The sequence below is a fragment of the Oleiagrimonas sp. MCCC 1A03011 genome (assembly GCF_003267965.1).
In the GTDB taxonomy this organism is placed as follows: domain Bacteria; phylum Pseudomonadota; class Gammaproteobacteria; order Xanthomonadales; family Rhodanobacteraceae; genus Oleiagrimonas; species Oleiagrimonas citrea.
Genome location: NZ_MSPY01000003.1, coordinates 462,609 through 485,605, shown reverse-complemented (window position 1 = coordinate 485,605; position 22,997 = coordinate 462,609). Strand labels below are relative to the sequence as shown.

At 63.5% G+C, this 22,997-nt stretch carries 22 protein-coding genes; 18 read left to right on the top strand and 4 right to left on the bottom strand.

All coding sequences use genetic code 11. The features are described from left to right. Position 1: 1 nt before the first annotated feature. Entirely contained in the window at positions 2-430 is a 429-nt protein-coding gene (gene bamE, locus BTJ49_RS08775) for an outer membrane protein assembly factor BamE (RefSeq protein WP_113064984.1), read from the bottom strand. Positions 431-517: 87 nt separating this feature from the next. Here bamE and fur point away from each other — a divergent pair, with 87 nt between their 5' ends. Then, positions 518-937 (top strand): ferric iron uptake transcriptional regulator, encoded by a 420-nt coding sequence (gene fur / locus BTJ49_RS08770; protein ID WP_113064983.1) that lies wholly within the window; start codon positions 518-520, stop codon positions 935-937. A 370-nt stretch (positions 938-1,307) separates the two neighbouring features. Here fur and BTJ49_RS08765 read toward each other — a convergent pair whose 3' ends face one another. Next, positions 1,308-2,900 carry an MASE1 domain-containing protein gene (locus BTJ49_RS08765; RefSeq protein WP_113064982.1) on the bottom strand — a complete coding sequence of 531 codons (1,593 nt, stop codon included), beginning with the start codon at positions 2,898-2,900 and terminating at the stop codon, positions 1,308-1,310. Positions 2,901-2,976: 76 nt separating this feature from the next. Here BTJ49_RS08765 and BTJ49_RS08760 point away from each other — a divergent pair, with 76 nt between their 5' ends. The 3 genes from BTJ49_RS08760 to prfB all read left to right on the top strand — a co-directional run bounded on the left by BTJ49_RS08760 (position 2,977) and on the right by prfB (position 5,232). Then, positions 2,977-3,606 (top strand): response regulator transcription factor, encoded by a 630-nt coding sequence (locus BTJ49_RS08760; RefSeq protein WP_113064981.1) that lies wholly within the window; start codon positions 2,977-2,979, stop codon positions 3,604-3,606. 38 nt (positions 3,607-3,644) lie between these two features. Next, complete coding sequence (locus tag BTJ49_RS08755) at positions 3,645-4,022, top strand: STAS/SEC14 domain-containing protein (protein WP_113064980.1); 378 nt, start codon at positions 3,645-3,647, stop codon at positions 4,020-4,022. Positions 4,023-4,100: 78 nt separating this feature from the next. After that, a protein-coding gene (prfB, locus tag BTJ49_RS08750; RefSeq protein ID WP_113065113.1) for a peptide chain release factor 2 occupies positions 4,101-5,232 on the top strand; the annotation gives its coding sequence in 2 pieces (ribosomal slippage) (positions 4,101-4,175 and positions 4,177-5,232; 1,131 coding nt in all). A 64-nt stretch (positions 5,233-5,296) separates the two neighbouring features. Here prfB and BTJ49_RS08745 read toward each other — a convergent pair. Beyond that, a complete protein-coding gene (locus BTJ49_RS08745) occupies positions 5,297-6,082 on the bottom strand; it encodes a hypothetical protein (RefSeq protein WP_113064979.1) in 786 nt (261 codons plus the stop codon). 215 nt (positions 6,083-6,297) lie between these two features. On the opposite strand from BTJ49_RS08745, the gene lysS reads away from it, so the two are divergent. The 6 genes from lysS to zipA all read left to right on the top strand — a co-directional run bounded on the left by lysS (position 6,298) and on the right by zipA (position 14,188). Continuing rightward, positions 6,298-7,854: a lysine--tRNA ligase gene (gene lysS, locus BTJ49_RS08740; RefSeq protein ID WP_113064978.1), complete on the top strand. Its 1,557-nt coding sequence runs from the start codon at positions 6,298-6,300 to the stop codon at positions 7,852-7,854. 82 nt (positions 7,855-7,936) lie between these two features. Further along, positions 7,937-8,833, top strand: a complete 897-nt coding sequence (locus BTJ49_RS08735; protein ID WP_146742311.1) for a hypothetical protein — start codon at positions 7,937-7,939, stop codon at positions 8,831-8,833. A gap of 109 nt (positions 8,834-8,942) precedes the next feature. Beyond that, a complete protein-coding gene (locus BTJ49_RS08730; RefSeq protein WP_113064976.1) occupies positions 8,943-9,242 on the top strand; it encodes a YciI family protein in 300 nt (99 codons plus the stop codon). Continuing rightward, complete coding sequence (locus BTJ49_RS08725; protein WP_168184703.1) at positions 9,239-9,508, top strand: BolA family protein; 270 nt, start codon at positions 9,239-9,241, stop codon at positions 9,506-9,508. The genes BTJ49_RS08730 and BTJ49_RS08725 overlap by 4 nt, the downstream gene beginning before the upstream one ends. Positions 9,509-9,719: 211 nt before the next feature. After that, positions 9,720-13,217, top strand: coding sequence for a chromosome segregation protein SMC (gene smc, locus BTJ49_RS08720; RefSeq protein WP_113064975.1), 3,498 nt, complete (start codon positions 9,720-9,722; stop codon positions 13,215-13,217). Between the two features lie 119 nt (positions 13,218-13,336). Next, a complete protein-coding gene (gene zipA / locus BTJ49_RS08715; RefSeq protein WP_113064974.1) occupies positions 13,337-14,188 on the top strand; it encodes a cell division protein ZipA in 852 nt (283 codons plus the stop codon). 36 nt (positions 14,189-14,224) lie between these two features. Here the strand turns inward: zipA and BTJ49_RS08710 are convergent, their stop codons facing one another. Then, a complete protein-coding gene (locus tag BTJ49_RS08710; protein ID WP_113064973.1) occupies positions 14,225-14,488 on the bottom strand; it encodes an acyl-CoA-binding protein in 264 nt (87 codons plus the stop codon). Between the two features lie 111 nt (positions 14,489-14,599). On the opposite strand from BTJ49_RS08710, the gene cmk reads away from it, so the two are divergent. From cmk to galU, 8 genes are all read left to right on the top strand, one after another. Further along, entirely contained in the window at positions 14,600-15,283 is a 684-nt protein-coding gene (cmk, locus tag BTJ49_RS08705; protein WP_113064972.1) for a (d)CMP kinase, read from the top strand. A 242-nt stretch (positions 15,284-15,525) separates the two neighbouring features. Further along, positions 15,526-17,202, top strand: coding sequence for a 30S ribosomal protein S1 (gene rpsA / locus BTJ49_RS08700; protein ID WP_113064971.1), 1,677 nt, complete (start codon positions 15,526-15,528; stop codon positions 17,200-17,202). 178 nt (positions 17,203-17,380) lie between these two features. Further along, positions 17,381-17,671, top strand: a complete 291-nt coding sequence (locus tag BTJ49_RS08695) for an integration host factor subunit beta (RefSeq protein WP_113064970.1) — start codon at positions 17,381-17,383, stop codon at positions 17,669-17,671. 59 nt (positions 17,672-17,730) lie between these two features. Then, entirely contained in the window at positions 17,731-17,985 is a 255-nt protein-coding gene (locus tag BTJ49_RS08690; protein ID WP_113064969.1) for a LapA family protein, read from the top strand. Further along, positions 17,982-19,154, top strand: coding sequence for a lipopolysaccharide assembly protein LapB (gene lapB / locus BTJ49_RS08685; RefSeq protein WP_113064968.1), 1,173 nt, complete (start codon positions 17,982-17,984; stop codon positions 19,152-19,154). Before BTJ49_RS08690 ends, lapB begins: the two co-directional genes overlap by 4 nt. A 7-nt stretch (positions 19,155-19,161) precedes the next feature. Next, positions 19,162-20,193: a glycosyl transferase family 4 gene (locus BTJ49_RS08680; RefSeq protein ID WP_113064967.1), complete on the top strand. Its 1,032-nt coding sequence runs from the start codon at positions 19,162-19,164 to the stop codon at positions 20,191-20,193. Next, entirely contained in the window at positions 20,180-22,084 is a 1,905-nt protein-coding gene (locus BTJ49_RS08675; RefSeq protein ID WP_113064966.1) for a nucleoside-diphosphate sugar epimerase/dehydratase, read from the top strand. Before BTJ49_RS08680 ends, BTJ49_RS08675 begins: the two co-directional genes overlap by 14 nt. Then, a complete protein-coding gene (galU, locus tag BTJ49_RS08670; RefSeq protein WP_113064965.1) occupies positions 22,081-22,953 on the top strand; it encodes a UTP--glucose-1-phosphate uridylyltransferase GalU in 873 nt (290 codons plus the stop codon). The genes BTJ49_RS08675 and galU overlap by 4 nt, the downstream gene beginning before the upstream one ends. Positions 22,954-22,997: the final 44 nt, after the last annotated feature.

Here is a 22,997-nt window from a genome sequence, read left to right as displayed (position 1 = left end):
GTCACTCGCCGGAATCGTCGCCGTGATTCTTGTCGCCCTTGGCGCTCTTGCCCGAGACTTCGACGTGGTATTTCTTGGCCTGATCGAGCAGCTCCTGCTCCTTGCTGGCGTTCTGGCCATAGTAGGTGCCTTCGGTACGTGCGAGCACGCCGTATTCGAAGTAGAGCGAGAGCTTGTGCTCCACGGTCTTCTTGCCGCGCATCTTGGTGGTCTGGATGTAATCCCAGCGATCATGGTCGAAAGGCGAGCTGATCGCGGGGGTGCCCAGCAGCACCATGACCTGTCGCTTGGTCATGCCGGGTTTCAGCTGGTCCATGACCTTCTTCTCGATCAGGTTCCCCTGCTGAATGGTCGGTTTGTAGACCAGGCCGCAGCCCGCCATGAGGACGGCCAAGCCTGCGAGAAGCAGTGGCAGAAAGAGCTTGCGCATGTCGCGAAAATCCGGTTTGGTCCAAAGGGTCGATGATACACTACGCGTAGATAGACAAGGCGTTCAAATGCGCCCCGGGAACCCCGCATGGATCAGGAAACGCAAGAACTTCGCAAGGCCGGCCTGAAGGTCACTCACCCGCGCATGCGCATCCTGCATCTTTTCGAGGAATCCCCGCAGCGCCACCTGACCGCCGAAGACATCTATCGCCGCCTGCTCGACAGCCAGGAAGACATCGGTCTGGCTACGGTGTATCGCGTACTCACGCAGTTCGAGGCTGCCGGTATTCTGATCAAGCACAACTTCGAGGGCGGGCAGGCCGTCTTCGAGCTCGATCGAGGCCAGCATCACGACCACATGATCGATGTAGACAGCGGCAAGGTCATTGAGTTCGTCAGTGACGAGATCGAGAAGCTGCAGCACGAGATTGCCGAGCGTCACGGTTACGAGATCCAGGACCACAGCCTGGTGCTCTACGTGCGACCGAAGTCCGACCAGAAGAAATAATCAGCCGTTCTCGAGATCGAGACAGCGTTGCGCCGCGGAGCAGGCGAGCTCGCGCGGTTCGATATGCCGGAAAATAAAAGGCCGCGGAAGAACTCCTTGTTCTTCGCGCGGCTCGAGCCGGGAGCGACCCGGCGGCGCGTCACTGCGCATTCCGGATGATCCATCTCCGGAAGACCCGATTCCTTTCGGGCCGTTGAACCAACCGTCCCCACGATTGGCTCGGATCGCCGCTAGGCGGCGACTCCCCCACAACGTTGGGATGAAGCTTAGCCACGTTAACGACGGATGAATATTGGAAAATTTCCTACACGTTAAGAGGGTTAGGAAAATCCAATAAAAGCAAATGCTTGCCTTGCGATTTCGCAGGCTTTCAATGCTCGCGGCCACTCGCAGGAAGCAGGATGCGCAAGCGGGTTCCGTTTTCACTGATGTGGATGCGCAGGATTCCGCCCAGCGCCGCGACACGATCGCGCATGCTCTGTAACCCATGGCCGCTGCGCCGACCGCTTCCGGTGTGGTCGCCGCCGAGTCCGACGCCGTCGTCGCGCATATCCAGCGCGACCATCCGGCGTCCATTGCGTCGGCCGCTCAGCACGCGCAGGACGAATCGGCTGGCCATGGCGTGACGTACGGTGTTGGTGGCCGCTTCCTGGACCACGCGATAGACCGTGATGCGGGTGTCTTCGTCCAGGTCCTGCAGGTTGCCGCGCAGGTGCAGCTGGTAGTCCACGCCGGCGGTTTTCAGCAGGTCGCGCACGGGACCTTCCTCCAGCGCGCGGGCCAGGCCGAATTCGTCCAGTACCGTCGGGCGCAGGCTGTTCAGCAGTCGTCGCACCGCGGCGCGCATGTGTGCGAGGATGTCATTGATCGAGGTGGCGACGTCCGACAGTCCGGCCTCGCGCAGTCGGGTCTGAGCCAGTTTCACGCGGGTCTGGATCGCGGTCAGGTTCTGGCCGAGTTCGTCATGCAGCTCGGCGGCGACATAACGCCGCTGCTGTTCCTCGGTGCGCAGATTGCGACGCGCGACCTCGCTGAGCTGCCGGGCCAGTTGATCCAGCCGGCGATTGGCGCCCTCCAGGCGGGCATTCTGGATCGACAGGCGGCGACTGCTTCGGCGCAGGGCGTCCGAGGCGGCACCCAGCACCAGTGCGCCGGTTCCGGCCACGGCCAGGAACAGCAACGACTCGGTGGACGGAAACTGGTTCAAGTCGACGCGGGTGAACGCCATCATGCCGCCATTGATGAGCACCATGGCAAAGATGGCCCCGCGCCAGCCATTGCGGAAGGCGAACAGCAGTACCGGGACCAGCGCGAGAATGCGGGCGAAGCTGGGCAGGGGTTGCGAGCTCTTCAGCATCACCAGCAGCAGGATCATGGTGGGCAGCAGCACGAACAGCGCTTCGAGCAACGTGCGGGCGATCTCCTGGCGTTCGGGCGGTTCTCGCACCGCCATGATCATGATCGGCACGACGAGCAGGCTGCCCAGGTACTCGCGCAGCAATTCGCTGCCGATCACGCTGCCCAGGCTCTGCAAGGCCATCTGTGCATGGATGACATTGCTGAGCGTGCAGCAGAGCAGGGTATTGACGAACGCTGTGATCAGCGCCGCGGCCAGCATGCGGGCCACATCCTCGGGGGTGCGCAGGGTGGCCTTCAGGCCGAAACGTCGCAGGATGGCGATGCAGACGCCGACAACCAGCACGGCGGCTGCATCGTTGGTGATGAATGCGTGCAGCCAGGCCGCGTCTTCAGCGGACCCGACGCGGAAAAGAAGGTGGGCAGCCCATTCTCCGGCAATCAGCCACGGCCAGTAGCGCGGGCGTGCCAGCAACAGCGCACCGAAACGCAGGCCGGGTGAAATCATCCACTGCGGAGCGACATAGTTGAGCAGCACGAGCCAGGCGGCGAAGTACAATAGGCCGACCAGTGGTCCGCGGCTCCAGATTGGCGAGGAGAGACGCATCAATCAAACAGTTTACATGCGGGCAGGTGTTACGCCACGCTCCCCGCTCTCATGGATTAGAGGGTAGAGTCACGGCATGTATCGCATTGTTCTGGTCGACGACCACGCCATTGTTCGCGAAGGCTTCAAGAGCCTGATCGAAATCGAGCCGGATCTCGAAGTCACGGCCGAGTGCTGCAATGCCGACGAGGCGGTCGAAGCCGTCTCGCGCGCGGCGCCGGATCTTATCGCACTGGACCTGTCGCTGCCCGACGCGAGCGGTCTACCACTGGTCGAGCACCTGCTCAGCATCGCGCCGAAGACGCGTGTGGTGATTCTCAGCATGCACGACAGTGAGCCCTATGTGTCCGAAGCGCTTCGCCGCGGTGCCAGCGGATATGTCACCAAGGGGGCGGCGCCGGAAGAGCTGGTCGCCGGCCTGCGTGCGGTGATGCAGGGCAAGCAGTACATCAGTTCCGACGTGGCGCGGCGTCGTTCCACGCAATCCCGAGAAGAGGTCGATCCGCTGGTGCGTCTGACCGCGCGCGAACGCGAGGTGTTTCTATTGCTGGCCGAAGGCAAGACGCCGAAACAGGCGGCTGCCGCATTGGGCATCGGTCAGAAGACCGTCTACATTCATCGGGCCAGTCTGATGAGCAAGCTTGGCGCCGGTTCAGAGCTGGACCTGTATCGTCTGGCCATCGAGCGTGGCTACTTGAAGGCCTGAGCCACGTAGACATATAGAAGAAACGGAGGTGTGTGCGCATGATCAAGCAGATGACTGGTCTTCCCGCGGGTGTGGTGGGCTTTAGCGCGCACGGGGAAGTGACGGCGGACGATTACGAGAACGTCATCGTGCCCGACCTCGAGGCGATGTTCGCACTGCGCGACAAGGTGCGCCTGCTCTACCGCTTCGCCGACGACTTCACCGGCTTTGAAACGCGTGCGATGTGGGACGACGCCAAGCTCGGGCTGCGTCATTTCAGCGGTTTCGAGCGGGTTGCGATCGTGGGCGATATTGGCTGGATCGCGCAGACGGTACCGGCGATCAGCGCCCTGTTTCCCGGCGAGTTCCGCAGTTTTCCCGGCAGTGAGTTGCCGGCCGCGCGCGCCTGGCTGCTCGAAGGCGTCTCCGGCGACTGAAAGCCGCAGCGGCATTTGCTATCCTCGGCGCCTTTGCCCGGCATGGCGTCGGGCGATGCATTCGTACGGAACATCATCATGATCGAGATCAATCCGATCCTTGCGCAGATCGCGGACCTCAAGAGCCGCGTCGACGCGCTCAGGGGGTTTCTTTGACTACCCGGGCAAGCGTGAACGTCTAGAGGAAGTCACCCGCGAACTGGAAGATCCCACGGTGTGGGACGATCCGTCGCGTGCGCAGGATCTGGGCCGCGAACGCGCCCGCCTGGAACAAATCGTCACCGGTATCGACAGTCTGACCGCCGGGCTGTCCGATGCCGGCGAATTGCTGGAACTGGCCGCCGACGATGGCGACGAGGACACGGTGAATTCCGTGCAGAAGGATGTCGACGGGCTGGCGCGCCGTGTCGATAAACTGGAGTTCCAGCGCATGTTCTCCGGCGAGATGGACGCCAATAACGCGTTCGTCGATATCCAGGCCGGCGCCGGCGGCACCGAGGCGCAGGACTGGGCCGAGATGCTGCTGCGCATGTACCTGCGCTGGTGTGAGCACCGCGGCTGGAAGACCGAGCTGCTGGAAGTCTCCGGCGGCGAAGTGGCGGGCATCAAATCGGCCACGCTGCGGGTCGAAGGCGACTACGCCTACGGTTGGCTGAAGACCGAGATCGGCGTGCATCGCCTGGTGCGCAAGAGTCCGTTCGACTCGGACAATCGCCGCCACACCAGCTTCACCTCGGTGTTCGTTTCGCCCGAGGTCGACGACAGCATCGACATCGACATCAATCCGGCCGACCTGAAGACCGACGTGTACCGTTCTTCCGGTGCCGGTGGTCAGCACGTCAACAAGACCGAGTCCGCCGTGCGTATCACGCACGTACCCAGCGGCGTGGTCGTGGCCTGTCAGACCGAACGCAGCCAGCACGCCAACCGTGATCGTGCGATGAAGATGCTGGCCGCGAAGCTGTACGAACTGGAGATCCAGAAGCGTAATGCCGAGAAGGATGCGCTGGAAGCGACCAAGTCCGACATCGGATGGGGTAGCCAGATCCGCAACTACGTGCTGGACCAGTCGCGTATCAAGGATCTGCGCACCGGTATCGAGCGCAGCGACACGCAGAAGGTGCTGGACGGCGATCTGGATGAATTCGTCGAGGGTGCGCTGAAGTCCGGTCTCGAAGCTGGCGCCAAACGCGCCGACGCCAACGCCTGATCCAAATGAAACAGCCGCTCCGTTTCCGGAGCGGCTGTCTGTTCGCGTGTATCGCGCGGAAGTCCTACTTCGGCGTCGACAGATCGGGCCGGTGCATATAGATAGCCATGCTGCGTTTATGGATCGCCATGGCGAAATCGTGCCACAGTGCTTTCGCGGCCGTCTCCGATCCCAGCGACTTGGCCACGACCTTCATCAGGTTCGGGTCCGGCTCTTCCATGTCGGCATAGTTTTTCATCGGCATGACCACGCTCATGCCCTCCTTGCCGCCGATGGTGTATTCGATACCGTAGCTGTGCGGCCACTTCTCGTCGGTCACCGCCTTGTGGATCTTGCTCAGCACGTTCTTGACGGTATCCCGGCTGCCGGGCTTGAAGTGATAGCTGTAGACCGCGAAATAGCGGTATCCCTCGTCCGACATCCAGTGGCTGTGCTTGGTGTCATAGGCGGAAAAGTAGTGCTCCTCGTGTTTGACGTATGGCGCCACGTCTTCCATGTACTGCGGTCCGGCCTTGTGCTCCATGGCCCACTTGCTGTTGGCGTCGAAGTCGGCCCAGGTGTGGTTCTCGGAACGGATCACATAGTGATCCAGGTCGGAACCGACGACAGGCTGGTAGATGTCCCAACGCGTGTTTTCGCCCTGATCCTTGCGCCAGGCGGCGTATTTCTTGATAGCGGCTTCGAACGCCTGTTCATCGCCACGCTTGACCCACAGAATCCATTCGGAGGTGATGTTGCGGTGGCTAGCGTCGTCCTTCTTCTCGTCGGCGGCGAAGGCGGAGGCTGACGCGAAGGCGGCGACAAGAGCCAGCAGCGCGGTCAGCAGGGTGGTGTGGTAACGGAATTTCATCGTGCTTTCTCCTCGGTAGGGGATACCGGGTGTCGCGTCGATGTTCTGCGGCCCCATCGCTCTAGGCTTGCTCGACGTATCTCGTGCCGCAATGCGGTAAACGGTCTATATCCAACCGATAGGTCGTTTTCAGGGGTGATCATGACCTCGCAAGGCTTTGTGATGCGCGGCCGCTCGCATACACTGCGCAGTTCCACTTGGTACAGGCTCCCCCGATGACGGCAACACACGGTTCCGGCGAAGCACCGGCAGAATCCTTGGCAGCGGCGCAGGCCGAGGCCGGCGACAACAAGTTGATCGCCGAGCGTCGCGAGAAACTGCGTGCCTTGCGCGAGCAGGGCGTGGCGTTTCCCAATGATTTCCGTCCGGATGCCTTTGCCGGCGACCTGCAGGCCGAGTATGCCGACGCCGAAGCCTGGCCGGCCGAGACCATCGAGGCGCAGGCGCGCCGCGTGAAGGTGGCCGGACGCATCATGCTCAAGCGCGTGCAGGGCAAGGTCAGCTTCGTCCAGTTGCAGGACTTCACCGCGCGCATTCAGCTGTTCATCCACAAGGGCACGCTGGGTGACGACACCTACGACGCCTTCAAGGGCTGGGACACCGGCGACATCATCGGCGCGGAGGGTGTGCTGATGCGCACCCGGACCGGCGAGCTGTCGATCAGGGTCGATGCGCTGAAGCTGCTGACCAAGAACCTGCGTCCGCTGCCGGACAAGTTCCACGGTCTGGCCGACGTCGAGCGCCGCTACCGTCAGCGCTACACCGACCTGATCGTCACCGCCGAGGCGCGCGAGACCTTCCGCAAGCGCTCGCACATCATCGGCCGTCTCCGCCAGTGGCTGGAGGACGAGCCGCGCCGCTTCATGGAAGTGGAGACGCCGATGATGCACGTCATCCCCGGTGGCGCCACGGCGCGTCCGTTCGTCACCCACCACAACGCGCTGGACATGCAGCTGTACCTGCGCGTGGCGCCGGAGCTGTATCTGAAGCGTCTGGTCGTCGGCGGCTTCGACCGCGTCTACGAGATCAACCGCAACTTCCGCAACGAGGGCGTGTCCACGCGGCACAATCCCGAGTTCACCATGCTGGAGCTGTACCAGGCCTACGCCAGCTACCACGAGGTGATGGACCTGACCGAGGCCATGATCCGCGATGCCGCGCAACATGTGCTCGGCACCACACAGGTGACCTGGGACGGTCAGGACATTGACCTGGGGCCGGCGTTCCGCCGCTGGCGCATGGACCAGGCCGTGCTCGAGGCCAACCCGGAGATCAAGCCGGAAGACATCCGCGACCGCGAAGCCATGGCCGCGCATGCCGAGCGTCTGGGCGTGCCGGTCAAGCCGTCCTATGGCTGGGGCAAGATTCTGCTGGAGATTTTCGAGAAGACAGTCGAGGGCGACCTGATCCAGCCGACCTTCATCACCGACCACCCGGTCGAGGTCTCGCCGCTGGCGCGCGAGAACGACACCGACAAGGGCATGACCGACCGCTTCGAGCTGTTCATCGGCGGCAAGGAAATCGCCAACGGCTTCTCCGAGCTCAACGATCCCGAGGATCAGGCCGCGCGCTTCCGTGCCCAGGTCGAGGCCAAGGATGCGGGTGACGACGAAGCCATGCACTTCGACGCCGACTACATCCGCGCGTTGGAAGTCGGCCTGCCCCCGACCGGTGGGCTGGGCGTCGGCATCGACCGTCTGGTCATGCTGCTGACCGATTCGGCATCGATCCGCGATGTGCTGCTGTTCCCGTACATGCGGCCCGAAGCCTGAGCGCATTCCTGGCTTGACCGAGCCGCTGCTGCGGATCTAGTTTCGACGCATCATCAGGACGATGCGTCGAAGGAGCGGAGCCATGTCTGGTCGGGGTCGAGGCGGAAAGGGACCGCCCAAGAAAGTGGTCGATCTGGGCGTCGACAAACGGAATTCCCCGATCAACAAAAAGCGTTCTTCTCCGGTGTCGAAATCGTCGTTGCCGAAGCGCCAGAGCCGAAAATCGATCAGCCAGGAGGAGTACCGGGCGCTGCTTGATCTGGGAAACAAGCAGCCGACCATGAACATGGCCGGCGGAGTGGGCATCCCCGGCAAGCGCAAGCTTGCGGACGTGCAAAAGTACGCGGCGCTCGATTTCTCGAAGATTCCCGAGCAGACGGGGGCAATCCTGTCCATGTCGGAAGCCGTGCGCGGGCACGGGGACATCAAGTCGGTTCGCAAGCAGGTCAAGACGGTCAATCGCAAGGTCGAGTTCGCCCCGGGCCAGATGGGCGTGCATTCGCTGCACGTCGGCAACGACATCGCCGCCGTCTGGAACAGCCGGGTGAAGGACAAGAGCAAGATCTACGATTACCCCGATCTTGCCGTTCGTCTCGACAAGAGGCTGGCGAATGCCGGAAGCGGGGACAAGGTCTACTGGCGCTCGGATGCCTCGCTCGAGGAGCGGCGGTCGCACGTCGCCACCGGGATGCAGCACATGATTGCAGGTGACCGAGATGCGGCGGCGACGTCCTTCGGCCAGGCGGGCCTGACTTCACGCGGTCAGAAATGGGCCCACAAGATGAGCAACCTGATGCTCGCCGAGGCGGGGCGTGACTTCTACGGCGGTGGTGATGGCAGTCGTGTACATACGGCTCTCGGTCATGTGGTCGGCAGCAAGGATCATGCGGGGAAGAGTTTCAGCAAGGTATTCGTGGACAAGGCCGACAAGTACGCGCCCTTCGCCAAACGCAATGGCGCCAAAACCTTCAAGGGATAATCGTGCCGCCGTTGCGCGAGGCTGACGCGGCGCGGCGTGATGATGTGTCGACCCATCGCGGGCAGGCATGCACTAGACTCTGCGGCCCGAGTTCTTGCGGAGTTCCGCCATGTGGTACGTCATCATGGGATTCGATCATCCCGAGTCACTGGACAAGCGCAAAGCCGCGCGTCCGGCACACCTGGCCCGTCTGCAGGCGCTGCAGTCCGAAGGCCGCATCCGTCTGGCCGGACCGTTCCCGGCCATCGATTCGACGGAGCCGGGACCTGCCGGGTTCCGCGGCAGCTTGATCGTGGCGGAATTCGAATCCCTGGACGCGGCTCGCGCCTGGGCCGATGCCGACCCGTATGTCGAGGCCGGCGTCTATGCGCGCGTCGACGTGCAGCCGTTCATCCAGGTGATGCCATGAGCGCAGAGATGGTCGAGCAGATTCGCACGCGGGTCGCCGAGGCGCTGCGGCCCGTGTCGCTGGAAGTGCTCGATGAAGGTCATTTGCATGTCGGGCATGCCGGCGAGGGGCAGGGGCATTACCGGGTGCGCGTCACCAGCGAGGCCTTCGCGGGTCTGCTCCCCCTGAAGCGGCACCGTTTGGTCTACGATGCCGTGGGGGCGTTGATGGGCGACGGTATTCACGCGTTGGCCATCGAGGCCCACGCGCCGGGAGAGGCCCCGTAGGGCGTCCGCCCGCAAGAATGGCTCGGTAACGCCGGATCCGGCGGGTGATTTAACCTGAGGAGTGTTGTGCAAGCCATTGATTTAAATGGCTGCTCAATTCGCAGATTGCGCCTGCATGACACCCTTGGCACAGTGGCGGCTTGACATGGCTCCACGAACCGATGAAGTCCGGCGTTGACGACCGGGCGAACTCCAGCGAATACGGACACGCATGCGCCTGACCACCATCAAATTGGCCGGATTCAAGTCCTTCGTCGATCCGACCACCCTGCATCTGCCCACCAACATGACCGGCGTTGTCGGTCCCAATGGCTGCGGCAAGTCCAACATCATCGATGCCATTCGCTGGGTGATGGGCGAAAGTGCGGCCAGCCGCCTGCGCGGCGATTCGCTGACCGATGTGATCTTCTCCGGTTCCAGCGCGCGCAAGCCGGTCGGGCAGGCGATGGTCGAACTGATCTTCGACAACAGCGACGGCACGGTGCAGGGCGAGTTCGCGCAGTACGCGGAAATCTCGGTCAAGCGCACCGTCAGCCGCGATGGCCAGTCGCAGTACTTCCTCAACGGCAGCCGCTGCCGTCGTCGCGACATCACGGACATCTTCCTCGGAACCGGCCTGGGGCCGCGCAGCTACTCGATCATCGAGCAGGGCATGATCAGCCAGATCATCGACTCGCATCCGGACGAGTTGCGTGGGCATCTGGAGGAGGCCGCGGGCATCTCCAAGTACAAGGAGCGGCGCAAGGAGACCGAGACCCGTATCCGTCATACGCGTGAGAACCTCGAACGCATTTCCGACGTGCGCGAGGAAGTCGAGAAACAGCTCGAGCACCTCAATCGCCAGGCGCGCGCGGCCGAACGCTGGAAGGGCTACAAGGAAGAGCAAAAACGCAAGCAGGCCGAGCTGCAGGCGCTGGAATACCGGGGCGTGCGCCGCAAGCACGAGAGTCAGGGCGAAGGACTGCGCAAGTCCGAGCTGGAGATCGAGAAGTTCGTCGCCGAGCAGAGTGAACTGCAGGCGCGCATCGAGTCCACGCGCGAGCACCATCACGCCGCCAACGAGCACATGAACGAGGTGCAGGGCGAGGTCTACCGCATCGGCGCGGAGATCGCCCGTGTCGAGCAGCAGGTTCGGCACAACCAGGAGACCGCCGAGCGTCTCGAGCGCGCCAAGGCCGACGCCGAGCGCGAGCATGGCGAACTGGTCAGCCATCTGGATGCCGATCGCGAACAGCTGGCCACGTTGAACACCGCGCTGGAAGAGGGCACGCCCAAGCTGGAGACGTTGCGCGAGGCCAAGCAGGCCACCGCCGAAGCCCAGCGCGACGCCGAGGCGAAGTTGTCCGACTGGCAGGAGCGCTGGGACAAGCACACGGGCACGGCTTCCGAGGCGTCGCGTGCCGCGGAGGTCGAGCGTACCCGCCTGGATTATTTGGACCGGCAGGCATTGGATCTGTCGCGCCGCCGTGAAGCGCTGCAGACCGAACAACGCGCCAGCGACGTCGAGGCGTTGGCCGCCGCGGCCGAGACGCTGGCCAGCGATCATGAGCGGCAGGGCGTTCAGGTCGAATCGCTCAGTGCCGCACTGGAAGAACGCAAGCAGGCCCACGAAGGCGTGATCGAGCGTGAACGCGAGACGCAGGCCGAGCTCAATCAGACCCGCCACGCGTTGCAGACTGCCTCCGGGCGTCTGTCCTCACTCGAGGCGCTGCAGCATGCGGCGCTCGGTCAGGACGAGGGCGCAGCGAGTGAATGGCTCTCGCGGCTCGGCCTGGACAAGGCGCGTCGTCTTGGTGAAGCGCTGAAGGTCGAGCCCGGTTGGGAGACCGCCGTCGAAACGGTGCTTGCCGGTATGCTCGATGGCGTGCTGGTCGACGATCCGCACAAGCTGATCGACGAACTCGAGCAACTCGACGACGCCAGTATCACCGTGGTCGCACAGGAATCCGCTGCTTCGACGGCGGGAACGTTGGCCGGACATGTGCAGGGCCCGGCTGCGGCCATGGCTCTTCTGGCGCAAGTGCATACCGCCGACAGCGCCTCGGCCGCGCAGCAGCGGGTCGCGGATCTGTCGCCGCAGCAATCCGTCATCACCCGCGACGGTCTGTGGCTTTCGCCGCAGTGGGCGCGTGTGCGCCGCGCCGGTGACAATCAGGTGGGCGTGCTGGCACGTGAGCGCGAGATCCAGCAGCTGCGCGAACAGGTGCAGCAACTGGAAACGCGCGTGGAGATGTTGACGGAACAACTCGAGACGCTGCGCAGCGAGAAGGCTGAAGCCGAGCGTGTGCGTGACGATGCCCAGCGTGAGCTGTACACCGCGCACCGGCGTCTTTCGGAACTGGCCGGGCAATTGCAGAGTCATCGCGGCAAGGTCGAAACGGCGCGCGCGCGTGCCGAGAAGATCGAGGGCGAGCTCAAGGAACTGAACGAACACCACGCGGCGTTGCAGGAGCAGACCCGCGAGGCGCGTTCGCGTCTGGATCAGACCGTTTCCGGCATGGGCGACCTGGAAGACCGTCGCCGCGAACTGGACAACGAGCGTCGCACTCTGCTCGAAGCGCGCGAGGAAGCGCGCATGAACGCACGCGACGCCTCCGATCAGGCGCATGAGCTGGCGCTCAGTCTGGAATCGCGCCGTTCCGCGCAGCAGTCTCTGAAGCAGTCCGTGTCACGCATGGAGGCCCAGCTGCAGCAATTGCAGGCGCGCCGTGAAGCTATCGAACAGCAGCTGGAAGAAGGCTCCAGTCCGATCGCCGAACTAGAGGCCGAACGTCAGGCGTGCCTGGATCAGCGGCTGCTGGTCGACAAGAAACTGGTCGAGGCGCGTCGCGCCGTCGAAGAGAGCGACGCCCAGGTGCGGCGTCTGGAGCAGGATCGCCAGCAACTCGAGCAGACGCTGCAGGCCAAACGCGAATCCCTGTCCGAGAAGCGCATGTCCGCGCAAGCGCTGGAACTTCGCGCGCGGCAGTTGGAAGAATCCATCGGCGAACTCGGCCTGGAACCGGAAGCGCTGCTGCAGGATCTGGCCGAGGACGCCGACGCCTCGGTCTGGAAGAAGGATCTGGAGACCCTGGCGCAGCGCATCCAGCGACTGGAGCCGGTCAATCTCGCGGCGATTCAGGAATACGAAGAACAGGCTGAGCGAAAGAAATACCTGGATGCGCAGCTGGAGGATCTCGGCAGCGCGCTCGAGACGCTCGAGAACGCGATCAAGAAGATCGATCGCGAGACCCGTCAGCGTTTCAAGGAAACCTTCGACAAGGTCAACGCCGGCATGCAGGAACTGTTCCCGCGTTTGTTCGGCGGCGGTCACGGCTACCTCGAGCTGACCGGCGATGATTTGCTCAATACCGGCGTGACCATCATGGCGCGCCCGCCGGGCAAGCGCGTCAGCAACATCACGCTGCTGTCCGGCGGCGAGAAGGCCATGACCGCGGTGTCATTGGTGTTCTCGATCTTCGCGCTCAATCCCGCGCCGTTCTGTCTGCTCGACGAAGTCGACGCGCCGCTGGACGAGGCCAACGTCGGACGTTTTTCCAACGTCGTCAAGGAAATGAGCGACCGCGTGCAGTTCCTGTTCGTGACCCACAACAAGTCGACCATGGAGGCCGCCGAGCAGATGTGCGGCGTGACCATGCGCGAACCGGGCGTGTCGCGTCTGGTGCAGGTCGACCTGGCCGAGGCCGCGCGTCTGGCGGGTGCGGCCTGAACCGTAGCCATTCGGAAGGTTGGCTTGCGCTGCGACAGGCGCAAGAATAGGCGGCATCGGTCGACGTGAACGGCGTCGGCGCGCACAAGACCGTTCGCGAAAGAACTCTGGAGTAGGGCATGCACTGGAACCCCGCCGTCGGCATTCCGTTGTTGATCATCGGCCTCATCGTGTTGGGCCTGATCTGGCTGTTTGGTCAGCCACGCAAGCCCGGACAGGGGCGCCGTCAACCGGTGCCGCCCTCCGGTTCTCGCGGTGAGCGTCGCGAACCGACATTCGGTGTCGATGCGCAAGAGGAAGACGGACTCGACGCGGACGATGCGATGCCCGACGAGGACTTGCGCACCACGCAGGTCGAACCGTTCCAGGCTTCGCTGCTGGAGACCCAGAAGAGCGAGCCGGAAGCCGACGTCGAGGAAATCGAGCTGCCTCCGATCGAGCCCGCGCAGCGCACCGCGCCCGCACCACCTGCTCCGGCGCACGATCCGCATCGTTCGACTCTGGGACAGCGGCCTGCCGATCTGCCGGTGGAGCGCATCGTTGCGGTCAATGTAGTGGCACCGGGCAACGCGGTGTTTCAGGGGGCCGATCTCGTGGTGGCCGCCGACAAGGCCGGGCTGGATTTCGGCCACAAGGGCATTTTCCATCGACTGCTCGAAGGCAAGCCAGAGCTGGGGCCGATCTTCAGCGTGGCCAACATGCTGCAGCCGGGCAGTTTCGATCTGAGCCGAGTTGTCGATCTGACGACTACCGGCCTGAGCTTCTTCATGACGCTTCCGGGCCCGGTCTCGGCGCTGGACGCCTGGGACGCAATGCTGCCGACGGCTCAGCGCATGGCCGAGCTGTTGGGCGGGCAGGTGCTCGACGACGAGCACAATGCGCTGGGACGACAGCGCATTGCGCACATCCGCGATGAATTACGGGCCTGGGATCGCAAACATCAGGGCGACGAGATCGGTTTCGGTCCCTGATCGGGATGCGTGTCCGGCGTGCAGTCCGGGGATGGCTCAGACCTTGGCGCCGAGTGCGCGCACCAACGTGATGTAGTTGCGCATGGCCTCGTCGTCGGTCATGCCGGCGAGTTGCTCCCACGCTTCTCGCTTGGCGCAGCCGACGAAGTCGAAGAAACCCGGCTGCGGGCCGTCTGCATCGCCTTCAGTGGCTTGCTTGTAGAGCGCGTAGAGGCGTAGCAGGGTGTCGTTGTCGGGTCGCTCCGGCAGACGGCGGGCCGCAGTCACGGCGCGTTCGAACAGGGACGGTAGGTCGGTCATGAATCAGGCACGTTTCCGCATTCCCCCTGAATGCCCTCGGCTTGTAGCATGCGTCCGAAAACGGGTCAACGCGGGCTAGAATGGTCCGGATTGCCCTGATTCGGAGTCGCCATGCCTTCCAAGCCCCTTGCCCCTGTGCTGACCATCGACGGCCCATCCGGTTCCGGAAAGGGGACGGTCAGTCGACTGGTGGCCGAACGTCTGGGGTGGCACATGCTGGATTCCGGCGCGTTGTACCGCGCGGTCGGGTACGCTGCCTCAATGGCGGATATCGACCTGACGGATGCCGATGCGGTCACGCGCTGCGCGCTGGCGGCAAAAATCCGCTTTCGGCCGAGCGAGGACGGCAGCGACACCCGGGTGGTCGTGAACGGGCATGACGCCACGGACGAGATCCGCACCGAGACCTGCGGCGCGGCCGCGTCCGCGGTCGCGGCCATTCCTGCCGTGCGAGAAGCCTTGCGGGACAAGCAATTGGCGTTTCGCAAGCGTCCGGGACTGGTCGCCGACGGTCGCGACATGGGCACCGTGATCTTTCCGGATGCGCCGTTCAAGGTCTTTTTGACGGCCAGTGCTGCCGAGCGTGCAAAAAGACGCTATAAGCAGTTGAAGGAAAAGGGTCTCAGCGTTACAATTTCTGGTCTGCAACGTGAGATCGAGGCACGGGATGAACGCGACGCCAGTCGCCCCGTGGCTCCGCTCAAACCCGCCGAGGGCGCATTGCTCGTCGATTCGACCGGCATGCCCATCGACGCGGTGGTTGCAAAGGTCATTGCCCTGGTACAGCCGGACTGAAGGTCCGCGTCCCAGGGGAGAAGGGGGCAAAAGGGCAGTCGTGGACTTGGTTTGCAAGTTTCCCAGACCTGCTTCCGATGCCTCATTTACGGAGTCCGCGCTGCGGCACGGACTGACATCAACGGTGCCGATGCACCCACAACAGGCGGGCCGTTTTCTCCGCATCCAACGCAGCGCAAGTCCGGCTGCGAACAACCTACGGGACATGCGGGCCTCGGCCTTTACCATCCTACGGAAATCACATGACTGAAAGTTTCGCTGAACTGTTCGAACAGAGTGAACAGACCCTCGCCCGACTCAAGCCCGGCGCCATCGTGTCCGGCATCGTGGTCGAGGTCCGCCCCGACGTTGTCGTCATCAACGCCGGCCTGAAGAGCGAAGGCATCGTTCCGATCGAGCAGTTCAAGAACGAGAACGGCGACCTCGAAGTCGAGGTCGGCGACGAGGTCAAGGTTGCGCTGGAAGCCCTCGAAGACGGCTTCGGCGAGACCAAGCTCTCGCGTGAGAAGGCCAAGCGTTCCATGGTGTGGGACGACCTGGAAGAAACCTTCGACAAGGACGAGATCGTCACCGGCAAGATCTCCGGCAAGGTCAAGGGCGGCTTCACCGTCGACATTCGCGACGTTCGCGCCTTCCTGCCCGGTTCGCTGGTCGACGTGCGTCCCGTGCGCGATCCGAGCTACCTCGAGGGCAAGGACCTCGAGTTCAAGATCATCAAGCTGGACCGCCGCCGCAACAATCTCGTCGTCAGCCGCCGCGCGGTGGTCGAGAGCGAGTACTCCGAGGAGCGCGAGAAGCTGCTGGAGCGCCTGACCGAAGGCGCGATCGTGCACGGTGTGGTCAAGAACCTCACCGACTACGGCGCGTTCGTGGACCTGGGCGGCATCGACGGCCTGCTGCACATCACCGACATGGCCTGGAAGCGCGTGCGCCATCCGTCCGAAGTCGTCAACGTCGGCGACGAGCTGGACGTGCGCGTGCTGAAGTTCGACCGCGAGCGCAACCGCGTTTCGCTGGGTCTGAAGCAGCTGGGCGACGACCCGTGGGTCAACATCTCCCGCCGCTACCCGGTCGGCAGCCGCCTGTTCGGCAAGGTCTCCAACGTCACCGATTACGGCTGCTTCGTCGAGATCGAGCCGGGCGTCGAGGGTCTGGTCCACGTGTCCGAGATGGACTGGACCAACAAGAACGTCAATCCGGCCAAGGTCGTCCAGGTCAGCGACGAGATCGAGATCATGGTGCTGGACGTCGACGAGGAGCGTCGCCGCATCTCGCTGGGCATCAAGCAGACCCAGTCCAACCCGTGGGAAGCCTTCGCCGCCATGCACAACAAGGGCGACAAGGTCTCCGGTCAGATCAAGTCGATCACCGACTTCGGCATCTTCGTGGGCCTGGAAGGCGGCATCGACGGTCTGGTGCATCTGTCCGACATCTCGTGGCAGGGTGGTGAAGACCTGATCCGCGACTTCAAGAAGGGCGAGGAAGTCGAGGCGGTGGTGCTGGCGGTCGATCCCGAGCGCGAGCGCATCAGCCTGGGCATCAAGCAGATGGAGCAGGATCCGTTCGGCCAGTTCATGGCGGCGAATCCGCGCGGCACGATCGTCAAGGGCACGGTCAAGGAAGTCGACGCCAAGGGCGCCGTGGTCGACCTGGGCGATGGTGTCGAGGCCTACCTGCGTGCCAACGACATTGCCAAGGAGCGCATCGAGGACGCCACCGATCATCTCAAGGTCGGTGACGAAGTCGAAGCCCGCTTCACCGGCATGGATCGTCGTGGTCGCATGCTGCAGATCTCGATCCGCGCCAAGGACGAGGCCGAGCTGAAGGAAACGCTGGCCGAGTACCAGGGTACTGCCGGCGGCACCACCAAGCTGGGTGCGTTGCTGCAGGAGCAGATGAACAAGCCCGACTCCGAGTAAGGAAGGGACGAGTGCGGGGCGGTTTGTGCCGCCCCGCACGGTCTTGTTGTGAAAGATGGGGTATTCCTGCTCGCGTGGCGCATCCGCATGCGTCATGCACAGGGGGAGCAGATTGCAAACAAGGCACGGCTTGACAGGGGAGCTGTACGGTCTGTGCACCAGGGAAACTGCGGGTACCATGACCAAATCCGAACTGATTGAAGCGCTGGCGCGCGGACAGACGCATCTGGCCTACAGCGATGTCGAGATGGCCGTGAAGGGTCTGCTCGAGCAGATGAGTCGCGCACTGTCCGAAGGCGACCGAATCGAGGTGCGTGGCTTCGGCAGCTTCTCGCTGCACTATCGGCCGCCGCGCATGGGCCGCAACCCGAAGACCGGCGAGGCCGTGGCCCTTCCGGGCAAGCACGTGCCGCATTTCAAGCCGGGCAAAGAACTGCGCGAACGCGTCAACAACGGCGGCGACGACTGATCGTCGCAGCACGCACGGCGTGTCTGTGCGTCGAAGGGGCAATCGGGTAGTCTTTGCGCATGCGCATCCTGATTCTCATTCTGCTGCTCGTCTGTATTGCCGCCGGCGTCGTGTTCGGCGCACTGAATGCCGACCTGGTCGGCTATGACTTCGGTTTCGCGCAAGCGGAACTTCCCAAGGGCGGCGCATTGCTCGCGGCGCTCGTGCTGGGCTGGCTGCTGGGCGGATTCACTGCCTGGTGGGGCGTCAGCGCGAGGCACCTGCGCGACCGGCGTCGAACCCGCAAGGCTCGCAAGGACGTGGCCGACGCATGAATCCGATCTATCTGTTGAGCGCACTACTGCCGCTGGCCTTTCTGAGCGGCTGGTGGATTGCGCGGCGTGCCGGTGCGCGTCATTCCGGCGCACGCGTGAACGCACTGTCCTCGGATTACTTTCGGGGCCTGAACTATCTGCTCAACGAGGAGCAGGACAAGGCCATCGAGGTCTTCCTGCGTCTGGCCGAATACAATCGCGACACCGTCGAGACGCATCTGGCGCTGGGCAATCTGTTCCGTCGCCGAGGCGAGGTCGATCGCGCCATTCGCATCCATCAGCATCTGGTCTCGCGCCCCAATCTCAGCGACGACATGAAGACGGTCGCGCTGCTCGAATTGGGCGAAGACTACATGCGTGCCGGTCTGCTCGATCGCGCCGAGACGCTGTTCGCCGATCTGGCCGCGATGAACGCGCATGCACCCTCGGCCCTGCGTCATTTGATCGCCATCTACCAGCACGAACGAGACTGGCATCAGGCGATCGAGCACGCCCGTCGCCTGGAGAAGATGACAGGTCAGTCGCAATCGCACGACATCGCCCAGTTCTATTGCGAACTGGCCGAACAGGCGCGTCATCACGGCGCCGTGGAAGATGCCGCCAATTACTTGAAGCAGGCGTTCGAGCACGAGGCGGGATGCGTGCGTGCGCACATGATCGATGGCGCCATGCATGGGCATGCCGGCGACGACGAGGCGGCTATCGAGAGCTATGAATGTGCCGCACGCTCCAATCTGGCCTTCGTTCCCGAGATCCTCCCGCCTCTGCTGCAAAGCTATGCCCGAGCCGGGCACATGACGCGTGCCGAACATTTTCTGCAGGATGTCATCGAGCAGTATCACGGCATCTCGCCCGTGCTCGCGTTGACGCAGATCTACCGCGAACGCGATGGCGAGCGCGCCGCTGTCGAGTTCCTCACTGCGCAACTGCGCATGCGGCCTTCGGTGCGCGGCCTGATGGCGCTCATCGACGCGACCATGGACAAGGTATCCGGCGAGGCGCATGCCAACTTCCTCATCCTGCGCGACCTGACGCGCAAGCTGTTGGCCGGGCAGGCGATGTATCGCTGCAGCCAGTGCGGGTTCGGTGCCAAGGCGCACCACTGGCAGTGTCCGAGTTGCAAGAACTGGTCCACGGTGCTGCCGATTCTCGGCGTGGCCAACGAGTGAGTCGCCCATGAACCTGCATCTGCTCGTCCTGGCGACCGTGTCCGTTCTGGTGTCCATGCTCGTCGCCGTGCTGGTCACCGGATTCATGGTCGATTACGCACGCCGGCGCGGCATGCTCGATCACCCGGGACAGCGCCGTTCACATACGCTGCCGACGCCGCGTGGCGGGGGGCTGGGACTGATTCTCGGCGCTTTGCTCGGGATGGCGCCGGTGCTTTGGTTCACCTTGCCCTCCATGCTTGGCGCGGCTTTTCTGTTGGCTGCGCTGCTGGTCGCCTGCGTCGGCTGGCTGGACGATCACCGAAACCTTCCGGCTTTGCCGCGACTGGTTGTGCATCTGCTGGCGGCTGCCTTGTTCTGCGCATACCTGGTCGTGTCGGCCGGGTGGTCGTTCTGGTGGCTGCCCCCGATGGTGCTGGTTGCCGCATGGAGCGTGAATCTGCACAACTTCATGGACGGCAGCGACGGCATGCTCGGCATGCAACTGGTGTTCGTCGGGTGGTTCTCGGCGGTGTTGTGCGCATGGCAGGGGCTGCCGCATCTGGCCATGCTGAATCTCGCGCTCTCCGCCGCGGCAACGGGGTTCCTGGTCTATAACCTGCCGCCGGCACGCATTTTCATGGGCGACGTGGGCAGTGGCGGCGCCGGCTTGTTGGTGTTCATGCTGGCCGCGTTATGGTGCCGGGAAGATATTGCGGCGTTGTGGACGGTTCTCATCTTGCATGCGGTCTTCATGGTCGATGCGGGCATGACATTGGCCGGCCGCATGCTGCGAGGCCGTCGTTGGTACACTGCACACTGCGAGCATCTGTACCAATGGTTGGTGCGCAGCGGCTTTTCCCACGGACGAACCGGATGGCTCTATCTGATCTACAACCTGGCGATCATCGCTCCCTTGGCGTGGCTGTCCGCGCGCGATCCGCGATTTGCATTCTGGATCTGCGTGATCGCATATGCGGTGACCATGCTGATCTGGTGGTTGGCGCGTCGACATTGTCTGCAGCGCGTGTCGAGGAGGGGCGGGCATGCGCACGCGTAGATTGATCGGCGTGATCCATCCGAGACTGGCTGTCGTGCTGCACGATCTGGCCATGGTCGCACTGGCCTGGTGGCTCGCCAAGGCATTGCGCTATGTCCTGGCACACAGCACCGGGCAGGTGGATTTCCTGCCTCTCGAATTCCCCATTGTGCTGGCCGTGCAGGGCGCCGTGTTCGCCTGGACCGGTCTGTACAAGGGACTCTGGCGCTTCGCGAGTCTGCCCGATCTCTGGAACATCGCCCGCGCGGCCGTCGTGGGCACGCTCGGCATCGGACTGACACTGTTTCTCTACAGTCGTCTGGCCGGTGTGCCGCGGTCGGTGTTGTTCCTTTACCCGGTCACGCTCTCGGTTCTGCTGGGGGGGCCGCGTCTGGCCTACCGTTTCTGGAAGGACAGCCGCCTGGATCTCTTCGCCAGCCAGAAGAGCCGTCGAGTCCTGGTGATCGGCGCCGGTCGCGCCGGCGAGACGCTGGCGCGTGACCTTCGTCGCGACAGCCGCTATCGGCTGGTCGGCTTCGTCGACGACGACGCCGCGCTGCGCGGTGCGCGTGTGCACGGCATCCCCGTACTGGGTCGACTGGATCAGCTTCCGGCGCTGGCCGGCGAAGTGGCCGCGGAGATGCTGCTCATCGCGCAGCCCGGAGCAAGTACGGCGCAGATGCGCCGGGTGGTCGAGTTGTGTCAGGCGACCGGTGTGCCGTTCCGCACGGTTCCACGTCTGGACGATGTCGTGGCGGGGCGCGCGCAGTTCAACCAGATCAAGGATGTCGCCATCGAGGATCTGCTTGGTCGCGACAGCGTGCAGCTGGACTGGACTGCGATCCGCACCAGTATCAGTGGGCACACGGTACTGGTGACGGGCGGCGGCGGTTCGATCGGTTCGGAACTGTGTCGCCAGGTCGCTCGGCTCGGAGCCAGCGAACTGGTCATCGTGGAAAGCTGCGAATACAACCTCTATCGAATCGAGCGTGAACTCGGTGCGCAGTATCCGGAGCTGGTGCTGCATGCGCTGCTGGTTGACGCCGGCGATCAGCCGGCCGTCGATGCCCTGTTCGACAAGTATCGTCCGAAGATCGTGTTCCATGCCGCTGCCTACAAGCACGTGCCTATGCTGCAAAGGCAGATGCGCGAGGCTGTGCGCAACAACGTCCTGACCACACGAGTGGTTGCCCGCGCGGCGGATCGTTGCGGTGTCGATCATTTCGTCCTGATCTCCACTGACAAGGCGGTCAATCCGACCAGTGTCATGGGCGCCTGCAAGCGTGTGGCCGAGATTTTCTGCCAGAACTTCTCGCGGCAGTCGCGGCGCACGCATTTCGTCACGGTACGTTTCGGCAACGTACTGGATTCCGCCGGATCGGTCGTGCCGCTGTTCCGCGAGCAGATCCGCAAGGGCGGACCGGTCACGGTGACGCATCCGGAGATCTCGCGTTACTTCATGACCATTCCCGAAGCTTGCCAGCTGATTCTGCAGGCCTCGGCGCTGGGGCAGGGAGGCGAGATCTTCGCGCTGGACATGGGCGAACCGATCCGCATTCGCGATCTGGCCGAGCAGATGATCCGGTTGGCGGGCAAGGAACCCGGAGAGGATGTGCCGATCGTGTTCACCGGCCTGCGCCCCGGTGAAAAGCTGTTCGAGGAGTTGTTCCACGCGCGCGAGGAATATTGCGCGACCATGCATGCGAAGATCTTCCTGGCTCGCTCGCGCGAGATGGCCTGGGAGCTTCTCTGTGCGCAGCTGGACCAACTCGAGAAGTCCGTTCGCGACTGCGACGAGGACACCATGCAGGATCTCATCTCGCATCTGCTTCCGGAGTTCCGCTGGAATGAAACACCGGCATCCGACAACGTCGTGCCGTTGCACCCTGCAGAAAATGAAGGAGCCGCATGAGCAAGCGTTTGCGCAAAGTCGTCTTTCCCGTGGCCGGTCTGGGCACCCGTTTCCTTCCCGCGACCAAGGTCGTGGCCAAGGAAATGCTGCCGGTACTGGACCGTCCGCTGATCCAGTATGCCGTGGACGAAGCCGTCGATGCCGGTGCCGATACGCTGATCTTCGTCACCAATCGCTACAAGCACGCCATCGCCGACTACTTCGACAAGGCCTACGAGCTGGAGGCCAAGCTCGAGGAAAAGGGCAAGGATGCGCTTTTGGCACTGGTGCGCAGCACGCTTCCCTCGCATGTCCGCGCGATCTTCGTCACGCAGCCGGAGGCCCTGGGGCTGGGGCATGCGGTGCTCTGCGCCAAGCCGGTAGTGGGCGACGAGCCGTTCGGCGTGATGCTGCCCGACGACTTGATTCTGCATGACGGCGTGGGCGCGCTGGGCCAGATGGCCGAGGCCGCGCTGACGCATGACGCTGGCGTGATCGCGGTCGAGGAAGTGCCGAACGATCAGACCCACAAGTACGGCATCGTCGCGACCGGTGACGAGGTCGACGAACGTGCGGCCAAGATCCGCCACATGGTCGAGAAACCGAATCCCGAGGATGCGCCGAGCAATCTCGGCGTGGTCGGACGCTATGTCCTGCCGAGTCGTATTTTCGATTTGCTCGAGCAGACACGTCCCGGCAGCGGCGGCGAGATCCAGCTGACTGATGCCATCGAGGGCCTGCTGCATCAGCAGAGCGTGCTGGCCTACCGTTTCCAGGGACAACGTTTCGATTGTGGCAACAAGCGCGGCCTGGTGCGCGCGACGCTGCATCTTGCGTTGCGCGATCCGGAGCTGGCATCGGCCGTGCACGAAGTACTCGCCGATCACTGAGCGCGTTCGTCACCGCGCAGCTTTCCCGTGAACCGCTATGCCGC

Excerpts from the sequence above, each read along its gene's own strand:
- BTJ49_RS08745 (WP_113064979.1), bottom strand. The coding sequence starts at position 6,082 with ATGAAATTCCGTTACCACACCACCCTGCTGACCGCGCTGCTGGCTCTT.
- BTJ49_RS08735 (WP_146742311.1), top strand. The coding sequence starts at position 7,937 with ATGTCTGGTCGGGGTCGAGGCGGAAAGGGACCGCCCAAGAAAGTGGTC.
- BTJ49_RS08680 (WP_113064967.1), top strand. The coding sequence starts at position 19,162 with ATGAACCTGCATCTGCTCGTCCTGGCGACCGTGTCCGTTCTGGTGTCC.
- BTJ49_RS08725 (WP_168184703.1), top strand. The coding sequence starts at position 9,239 with ATGAGCGCAGAGATGGTCGAGCAGATTCGCACGCGGGTCGCCGAGGCG.
- bamE (WP_113064984.1), bottom strand. The coding sequence starts at position 430 with ATGCGCAAGCTCTTTCTGCCACTGCTTCTCGCAGGCTTGGCCGTCCTC.
- cmk (WP_113064972.1), top strand. The coding sequence starts at position 14,600 with ATGCCTTCCAAGCCCCTTGCCCCTGTGCTGACCATCGACGGCCCATCC.
- rpsA (WP_113064971.1), top strand. The coding sequence starts at position 15,526 with ATGACTGAAAGTTTCGCTGAACTGTTCGAACAGAGTGAACAGACCCTC.
- zipA (WP_113064974.1), top strand. The coding sequence starts at position 13,337 with ATGCACTGGAACCCCGCCGTCGGCATTCCGTTGTTGATCATCGGCCTC.
- BTJ49_RS08695 (WP_113064970.1), top strand. The coding sequence starts at position 17,381 with ATGACCAAATCCGAACTGATTGAAGCGCTGGCGCGCGGACAGACGCAT.
- BTJ49_RS08760 (WP_113064981.1), top strand. The coding sequence starts at position 2,977 with ATGTATCGCATTGTTCTGGTCGACGACCACGCCATTGTTCGCGAAGGC.
- galU (WP_113064965.1), top strand. The coding sequence starts at position 22,081 with ATGAGCAAGCGTTTGCGCAAAGTCGTCTTTCCCGTGGCCGGTCTGGGC.
- fur (WP_113064983.1), top strand. The coding sequence starts at position 518 with ATGGATCAGGAAACGCAAGAACTTCGCAAGGCCGGCCTGAAGGTCACT.
- BTJ49_RS08755 (WP_113064980.1), top strand. The coding sequence starts at position 3,645 with ATGATCAAGCAGATGACTGGTCTTCCCGCGGGTGTGGTGGGCTTTAGC.
- BTJ49_RS08690 (WP_113064969.1), top strand. The coding sequence starts at position 17,731 with ATGCGCATCCTGATTCTCATTCTGCTGCTCGTCTGTATTGCCGCCGGC.
- lysS (WP_113064978.1), top strand. The coding sequence starts at position 6,298 with ATGACGGCAACACACGGTTCCGGCGAAGCACCGGCAGAATCCTTGGCA.
- BTJ49_RS08730 (WP_113064976.1), top strand. The coding sequence starts at position 8,943 with ATGTGGTACGTCATCATGGGATTCGATCATCCCGAGTCACTGGACAAG.
- BTJ49_RS08675 (WP_113064966.1), top strand. The coding sequence starts at position 20,180 with ATGCGCACGCGTAGATTGATCGGCGTGATCCATCCGAGACTGGCTGTC.
- smc (WP_113064975.1), top strand. The coding sequence starts at position 9,720 with ATGCGCCTGACCACCATCAAATTGGCCGGATTCAAGTCCTTCGTCGAT.
- BTJ49_RS08765 (WP_113064982.1), bottom strand. The coding sequence starts at position 2,900 with ATGCGTCTCTCCTCGCCAATCTGGAGCCGCGGACCACTGGTCGGCCTA.
- lapB (WP_113064968.1), top strand. The coding sequence starts at position 17,982 with ATGAATCCGATCTATCTGTTGAGCGCACTACTGCCGCTGGCCTTTCTG.
- BTJ49_RS08710 (WP_113064973.1), bottom strand. The coding sequence starts at position 14,488 with ATGACCGACCTACCGTCCCTGTTCGAACGCGCCGTGACTGCGGCCCGC.